The organism is Brevibacillus sp. LEMMJ03 (assembly GCF_007197875.1).
GTDB lineage: Bacteria > Bacillota > Bacilli > Brevibacillales > Brevibacillaceae > Brevibacillus > Brevibacillus thermoruber.
On record NZ_VKJN01000020.1, the window covers coordinates 56872 to 63846 of the forward strand.

6 protein-coding genes are annotated in these 6975 nt (G+C 57.2%); all 6 read right to left on the reverse strand.

Going from position 1 to position 6975, the window contains the following annotated elements:
• Positions 1-4: 4 nt before the first annotated feature.
• The gene (locus tag FOI68_RS19810; RefSeq protein ID WP_029101102.1) at positions 5-2455 is read right to left on the reverse strand and encodes an ATP-dependent Clp protease ATP-binding subunit; all 2451 of its coding nucleotides are present in this window, start codon (positions 2453-2455) and stop codon (positions 5-7) included.
• Between the two features lie 79 nt (positions 2456-2534).
• Positions 2535-3596 (reverse strand): protein-arginine kinase McsB, encoded by a 1062-nt coding sequence (gene mcsB, locus FOI68_RS19815; protein WP_029101103.1) that lies wholly within the window; start codon positions 3594-3596, stop codon positions 2535-2537.
• A 21-nt stretch (positions 3597-3617) separates the two neighbouring features.
• Positions 3618-4133 carry a protein-arginine kinase activator protein McsA gene (mcsA, locus tag FOI68_RS19820; RefSeq protein WP_029101104.1) on the reverse strand — a complete coding sequence of 172 codons (516 nt, stop codon included), beginning with the start codon at positions 4131-4133 and terminating at the stop codon, positions 3618-3620.
• A gap of 56 nt (positions 4134-4189) precedes the next feature.
• A complete protein-coding gene (locus FOI68_RS19825) occupies positions 4190-4654 on the reverse strand; it encodes a CtsR family transcriptional regulator (protein WP_029101105.1) in 465 nt (154 codons plus the stop codon).
• Positions 4655-4815: 161 nt separating this feature from the next.
• On the reverse strand, positions 4816-5502 hold the full coding sequence (locus FOI68_RS19830) for an HAD family hydrolase (protein WP_143864077.1): 687 nt from the start codon (positions 5500-5502) through the stop codon (positions 4816-4818).
• Between the two features lie 23 nt (positions 5503-5525).
• Positions 5526-6656, reverse strand: coding sequence for an MGDG synthase family glycosyltransferase (locus FOI68_RS19835; RefSeq protein ID WP_029101107.1), 1131 nt, complete (start codon positions 6654-6656; stop codon positions 5526-5528).
• Positions 6657-6975 lie beyond the last annotated feature (319 nt).

Here is a 6975-nt window from a genome sequence, read left to right on the forward strand (position 1 = left end):
CCGATTACGACGTGGTCGTTTCCAAGCGCTTCACGACCAGTTGATCGTCTTCCGCGTCGATGGTGACCGTATCGCCCTTGTGAATCGTGCCCTTCAGCAGCTCTTCGGACAATTTGTCCTCGATGTGCCGCTGGATGGCTCGGCGGAGCGGACGGGCGCCGTACGCCGGATCGAAGCCCTCTTTGGCCAGTACTTTCTTGGCTGCATCGGTCAGTTGGAAATCGATCTCCTGTTCTTTCAGGCGCTTGCGCAGTTCTTCCGTCATCAGGGTGACGATCTGCTCGATGTGCTCCTGCTCCAGCGAGTGGAAGACGATCACTTCGTCGATCCGGTTCAGGAATTCCGGACGGAAGCTTTTCTTCAACTCGTCCATCACTTTGTCTTTCATGTCCTGATACTTTTTCTCGGTATCGCCGGTGGTGAAGCCGAGCGTCGTGTTTTTCTTGATCATGTTGGCGCCCACGTTGGAGGTCATGATCACCACCGTGTTGCGGAAGTCCACCGTACGCCCCTTGGAGTCGGTCAGACGGCCGTCATCCAGGACCTGCAGCAGGATGTTGAAGACATCCGGGTGCGCTTTTTCGATTTCATCCAGCAGGATGACCGAGTACGGTCTGCGGCGAACTTTTTCCGTGAGCTGGCCGCCTTCGTCGTAGCCGATGTATCCCGGAGGCGCGCCGACGAGACGGGCGGTCGAATGCTTCTCCATGTACTCGGACATGTCGATGCGGATCATCGCGTCTTCGTCGCCGAACAGGGCTTCGGCCACAGCGCGGGCCAATTCCGTTTTCCCGACGCCGGTCGGGCCGAGGAAGATGAACGAACCGATCGGCCGTTTCGGGTCCTTCAGACCGGCACGGGCGCGGCGGATCGCACGGGAGATGGACTTGACCGCTTCGTCCTGGCCGATGACGCGGTCATGCAAAATCTCCTCCATCTTCAGCAGGCGCTCCGTCTCTTCTTCCTTCAATTTGACCACGGGGATGCCGGTCCAGTTGGCCACCACATGGGCGATGTCCTCCGGCGTCACTTCCATGTTCAGCTTGCCCTGACGCTCTTTCCAATCTTTTTTCGTCTTCTCCAGTTCTTCGCGCAGCTTCTGCTCTTGGTCGCGCAGCGCCGCCGCTTCTTCAAACTCCTGCGATTGGACAGCCGCGTCCTTTTCCTTGCGCACTTCTTCCAGGCGGCTTTCCAGCTCTTTCAGATTCGGCGGTACGGTAAAGGATTGCAAACGCACCTTGGAAGCCGCCTCGTCGATCAGGTCAATCGCCTTGTCCGGCAGGAAGCGGTCGGTGATGTAGCGGTCAGACAGCTTCACCGCCTGTTCGATTGCCTCGTCCGTGATTTTGACGCGGTGGTGCGCTTCGTAGCGGTCGCGCAATCCGTGCAGGATCTTGATCGCGTCCTCCACTGTCGGTTCATCCACCTGAATCGGTTGGAAACGGCGCTCCAGGGCCGCGTCCTTCTCGATGTATTTGCGGTATTCGTCCAGCGTGGTCGCGCCGACGCACTGCAGTTCACCGCGGGCCAGCGCCGGCTTGAGGATGTTGGAAGCGTCGATCGCGCCTTCCGCGCCGCCCGCCCCGATCAGGGTGTGCAGCTCGTCGATGAACAGGATGATGTTGCCCGCCTGGCGGATTTCATCCATGATCTTTTTCAACCGGTCTTCAAATTCGCCGCGGTACTTGGTTCCCGCCACTACGGTGCCCATGTCCAGCGTCATGACGCGCTTGTCGCGCAGCGTTTCGGGAATTTCGTTGTTGACAATCTTCTGCGCAAGCCCTTCGGCGATCGCGGTCTTCCCGACGCCGGGCTCCCCGATCAGCACCGGGTTGTTTTTGGTCCGGCGGCTGAGCACCTGGATCACGCGTTCAATTTCCTTCTGCCGGCCAATCACCGGGTCCAGGCCGCCTTCGCGGGCAATCGCCGTCAAGTCGCGGGCCAGGCTGTCCAGGGTCGGCGTGTTGGCCGCCGGATTGCCGCCGGACGGCTGATGGGCGTTCATCATTTCAGAGCTTCCCAGGAGCTGCAGCACTTGCTGGCGGGCTTTGTTCAGGCTGACGCCCAGGTTGTTCATGATCCGCGCGGCGATGCCCTCCCCTTCGCGGATCAGGCCGAGCAGGATGTGCTCCGTGCCGACGTAGGTGTGACCCAGCTTGCGCGCTTCGTCCATGGACAGTTCAATGACCTTTTTGGCACGGGGGGTGTAGTTGGGCGTGTAGTTGCCTCCGGTTTGTTCCGTGCCGCGGCCGATCAGCGACTCCACTTCGCTTTGGATCTTGTCGAGACCAAGCCCCAGCGATTGCAGCGCCTTGGCGGCAATGCCTTCGCCTTCCCTGATCAGTCCGAGGAGCACGTGCTCGGTGCCAATGTCCTTGTGACCCAAGCGGACGGCTTCCTCCAACGCCAGCGCCAACACCTTTTGAGCTCGTTCGGTAAAACGTCCAAACATCATATCGCGTACACCTCCAACCAGTATGTTCTCTCTATGGATAAAACTAATGCGTGATTCCGTCGATCATCAACCGATGTTCTCAGTGGGCGGAGAGGCGCTCCCGAATCAGGCGGGCCCGCCGTTCGTCCCGCTGTTCCGGCGTCAGCTTCTGCCCCGCGCGATGCTGCAGGAACCCGGGCTGAGTCGTCACCAGCAGCTCGTTCAACAACTGGTGCGAAACGTTTTTGATGAGGCCCAGATCGAGGCCCAGCCGAACGTCGGAGAGGCGCTGTGACGCTTCCTTCGATTCCATCGTCCGCGCGTACCGCAAAATGCCGTACGAACGGAAGATGCGGTCCTCCAGGTCGACGCGGGAGTGCTCCATCAGGTAGCGGCGGGCAACGCGCTCCTGTTCGATGATCTGCCGCGCGACGCTGTAAAGGTTGGACAAAATGTCCGCCTCCGACATCCCCAGCGTCACCTGGTTGGAAAGCTGGAACAGGTTGCCCAGCGCTTCGCTGCCTTCGCCGTAGATGCCCCGGACCACCAGTCCCACCTGATTGATCGCCTGCAGAATGCGGTTGATCTGCTGGGTCATCACCAGGGCCGGCAGATGCAGCATGACCGAGGCGCGGATGCCGGTGCCGACGTTGGTCGGACAGCTCGTCAGGTATCCCCGCTTCTCGTCAAACGCGTACGTCAGGTGCTTTTCAAACACGTCGTCGATTTTGGTGCCGATCTCCCATGCTTCATTCAACTGGAACCCGGGCAGCAGCACCTGAATGCGGATGTGGTCCTCCTCGTTCACCATGATGCTGACCGATTCATCCTCGCTGAGCAGGACGGCCCCTTTGCGGGATTCCTCGGCAAGGTGGGGACTGATCAGGTGTTTTTCCACCAGCACGCGTTTCTCCAGCGGGCTTAGCTGGTCCATCTGGATCAACTGGAGCGGCGAACGATTTTTCATCGCTTCGACCTTGCTCACCTCCGCCACTTTCTTCACCACCTCTTCCGCCTGGGAATCGGTGGCGAGCAGCGGGAACGGATGCTGCCGCAGGTTGCGAGCGATGCGCAGCCGCGTGCTGATGACGATGTCGGAATCGGGTCCCTCCCCTTTCATCCAGTTGCTCCACGGGTTTTGCATGAACTTCTGTTGGGACATATCCGCCTCACCTCCCCCTGCTTACGATTGCGCGATTTTTTGTTCCAGCGCCCGGATGCGGTCGCGGATTTCGGCCGCCTTTTCGAACTCTTCGCTGGCGACATAGCGCTGCAGCGCGCTTTTTAGCTGTTCCAGCTCTTTGCGCAGCTTGAGCTGACCGCCGGTTCGCTCCGGCACTTTCCCCATATGCTGGGTATTGCCGTGAATCCGGCGGAAGAGCGGATCCAGCCGGTCGCCCAAAAACGTGTAGCAATCGCTGCAGCCGAACCGGCCGCTTTTGCTGAACTGGGCGTACGTGAGCCCGCAGGTTTCGCAGCGCAGCGGCTTTTGTGCCGTTTCCTGCGATTTTTTGGTCATCGGATCAAAGTGCAACAGCCCCGAAAGGAGATTGTTGATGCTGAAGTTGTGAAAACCGGCAAAGACATCCCCTTTTTCCTGAGCGCAGTGCTCACAAATATGATATTCGGTTTTTTCACCGTTGACGATTTTGGTCAAATGCAGCGTCGCCGGTCGTTTCCCGCATTCTTCACAGTTCATCAGATCGTCCCTCCTAACCGGTTGCTTGACAGTCCGGGTTGGCTTGGTGAATGTTCTTACCGCAGCAAAATGGCAGCAATCATCTGTTTTAAAATGTTGGCCCGCAGGCGGTCGCGCACTTCAGCTTCCACCGTCAGCACATTGCGCGAGGTGGCGATTTTCATCAGGGCCGCTTCCCGGTTGTTGATCAATCCTTCCTCCAGCAAGCGGTCGACAATCGCATGACCAACTCCCTGGGAGATGCTCTCGCCGATCAGCTCCTCGGTCAACAGCTCCTGCAGCCGGGCCTTGCTGACGATCTGCACTTTGCGGATGCGGATGTAGCCGCCCCCGCCGCGCTTGCTTTCGACGATGTATCCTTTTTCGACCGTAAAGCGGGTGTTGATGACGTAGTTGATCTGAGACGGCACACACTGAAATAGGTCGGCAAGCTCGCTGCGCTGTATCTCGACAGAGCCGGTCGGACTCTCTTGAATGATGCGCTTGAGATGCTGCTCAATAATGTCCGAGATGTTCCGCAAGTCGTCGCCTCCTGTTCCACTGTGTTTGTTCTTGACTTTGACTATCTTTGACTTTGATTATAATGGCTTTACGCCGCGGATGCAAGAGGGGAATACACTTTCTAGTGTAGGCAAAAAGGCTTCGGTTGAAACCAAAACAAAAACCATCCCCGGCGGATGGTTTAGGGATGGTTGCTGTTGACTGTTGTTGGGGCCGGCAGGTGGTCCGGCAGCTGCGAGAATTCGGTGATGATCACATCGGCTCCGTCCAGTTCCCCCGGTTTGGCAAAGCCGAAGTCGCAGCCCACGGTAAACAGGCCGTTCGCTTTACCCGCCTCCACATCGGAGTGCCGGTCTCCCACCATGACGGCCTGTTTCACGTCGTGATCACGCAGCAGTTTGGCGACGAGATCCCGTTTGGAACGCGTGTGAAAGCGGCCCGCGGAGTACAGGTCGGTAAACAGCGGCGTCAGCCCGTAATGCTCGCAGATGGCTTCGATGTACCGTTCCTGCCCGTTGCTGGCGACAAACAGGGCCACGCCCCGGGCATGCAGCTTCGCAAGCACTTCGCGGACACCCGGGTAGAGATCCGTGACGTTCTGCCGCAGCAGGGCCAGCTCGTTTTCCAGCAGCAGCCGGTCGGCCGTTTTTTTGGTATCCTCGCTGATTCCCGGCAGCAATTTTGCCCAGACCTGCTCAATCGTCAGACCCAAGACGTTGACCAATTCCCGCTCGTCGGGGGCGGGCCCGTCCCACAGCCCCTGTTCGCGGAGCTGTTCAAACGTCCGCTGGAACGCAGGCGTCGACAGCTTCTCCGTCTGCAGCAGGGTTCCGTCCATGTCAAACAAAACAGCGTACGGTATACTCATGGCTCCCTCCTCGTCCTGTCCGGTTACTCTGTCTCTTTGTCTTCTCCAAACAGGGTTGTCATGTCGTTGTGAATGAAATCGGCGATGCGTTCTGCAGCATCCGGTTTGGCTATTTTTTGTGCCATTCTTTTCATGTATTCCACCTTCGTCGGATTGTGCAGCAATTCCTCGATAAAATAAATCAACTGCTCGGACACGTTGGCGTGAACGGCACAGCCGTTGTTGAGCAAAAAGTGGCTGTTGCGTTCCTCCTGGCCCGGCAGGGGGTTGTAAATAATCATCGGCACCTGTTTGCTCATCACTTCAGCCGTCGTCAGTCCCCCGGATTTGGTGACGATCAGATCGGCAATCTCCAGGTACTCGTGAAAGTTATTGATAAACCGCAGCGGCACCACCTCGTGTCGGTAGGTGCGTGCGGATACCTTGCGATACAGCTTGTCGTTGGTACCGGTGAGGATAAAGGTCTTCAGCGGTAGGTTGATCGCTTCCAGTCCGTCCAGAACCTGCTCCATGGAACCGAGTCCCAGTCCGCCTCCGGAAAGGACAATGCAGCGCGTGCCAGGCTCAAGCTGCAGTTTCTGCCGGATGAACTCCTTGTCCAACGGTTGGCGGAACTTGCGCATGATTGGAATCCCCAGCGGGATGAACTTCCGATGATCGTGCCGGTAGATGTCCACCAGGTAATACAACTGTTCATGCGCGATAAAGTAATAATTGATGTGATGATTGATCCATGACGGATGAATGGTGTAGTCGGTAATGATCGTGTAGATGGGCTCCCGCCAGCCGTTTCGCCCTTTCAGTACGGACAGCATACAGCTTGCGAACGGATGCGTGGCGATAAACGCATCGGGCTGCACACTGTTGATCAGCTTTTTCAGCTTGTTGGCGAGCAGCTTGTTCATCCACACGTTCATATCGAAGAAACGGATTTTTTCCGTATTGTGGTAAATCCGTCCCCACATTTTGGGGGAAAGCCGCAGCAGGTTCATGTAGCTTTCCAGCAAGATCTTGTGAAACGTCGGACTGATATATTCCAACGTATCGATGATCATGGACGTGTAGCCCTTCTCGGCCAGGCTCTCCTGCATGGCCCGGGCTGCCTGATTATGACCGTTGCCGATGGAAGCAGAAAAGATCAGGATTTTTTTCATGATAATTTCTCCTTCATTCCTCACTCTTACCTACTCCAACGCCTGAACTCGGTACCTTCTCATGTTAGTCTACCCCATCCCCGTCTATCAAGAGGGAACTTGTCGGCTCCATGCCAAAGTTGTCGACAAGTTTTTTGCCCGCACGCATGGACCAAAATGCAAAAACCCCCTTAACTCAAGCAGTTAAGGGGGGTGACGTCATTCCCTGAAAACTGGATACGCATGGTTGGCAGTGGATTATGGAGTGGATAAGTCCTCGACCGATTAGTATTCGTCAGCTCCACGCGTTGCCGCGCTTCCACACCGAACCTATCAACCT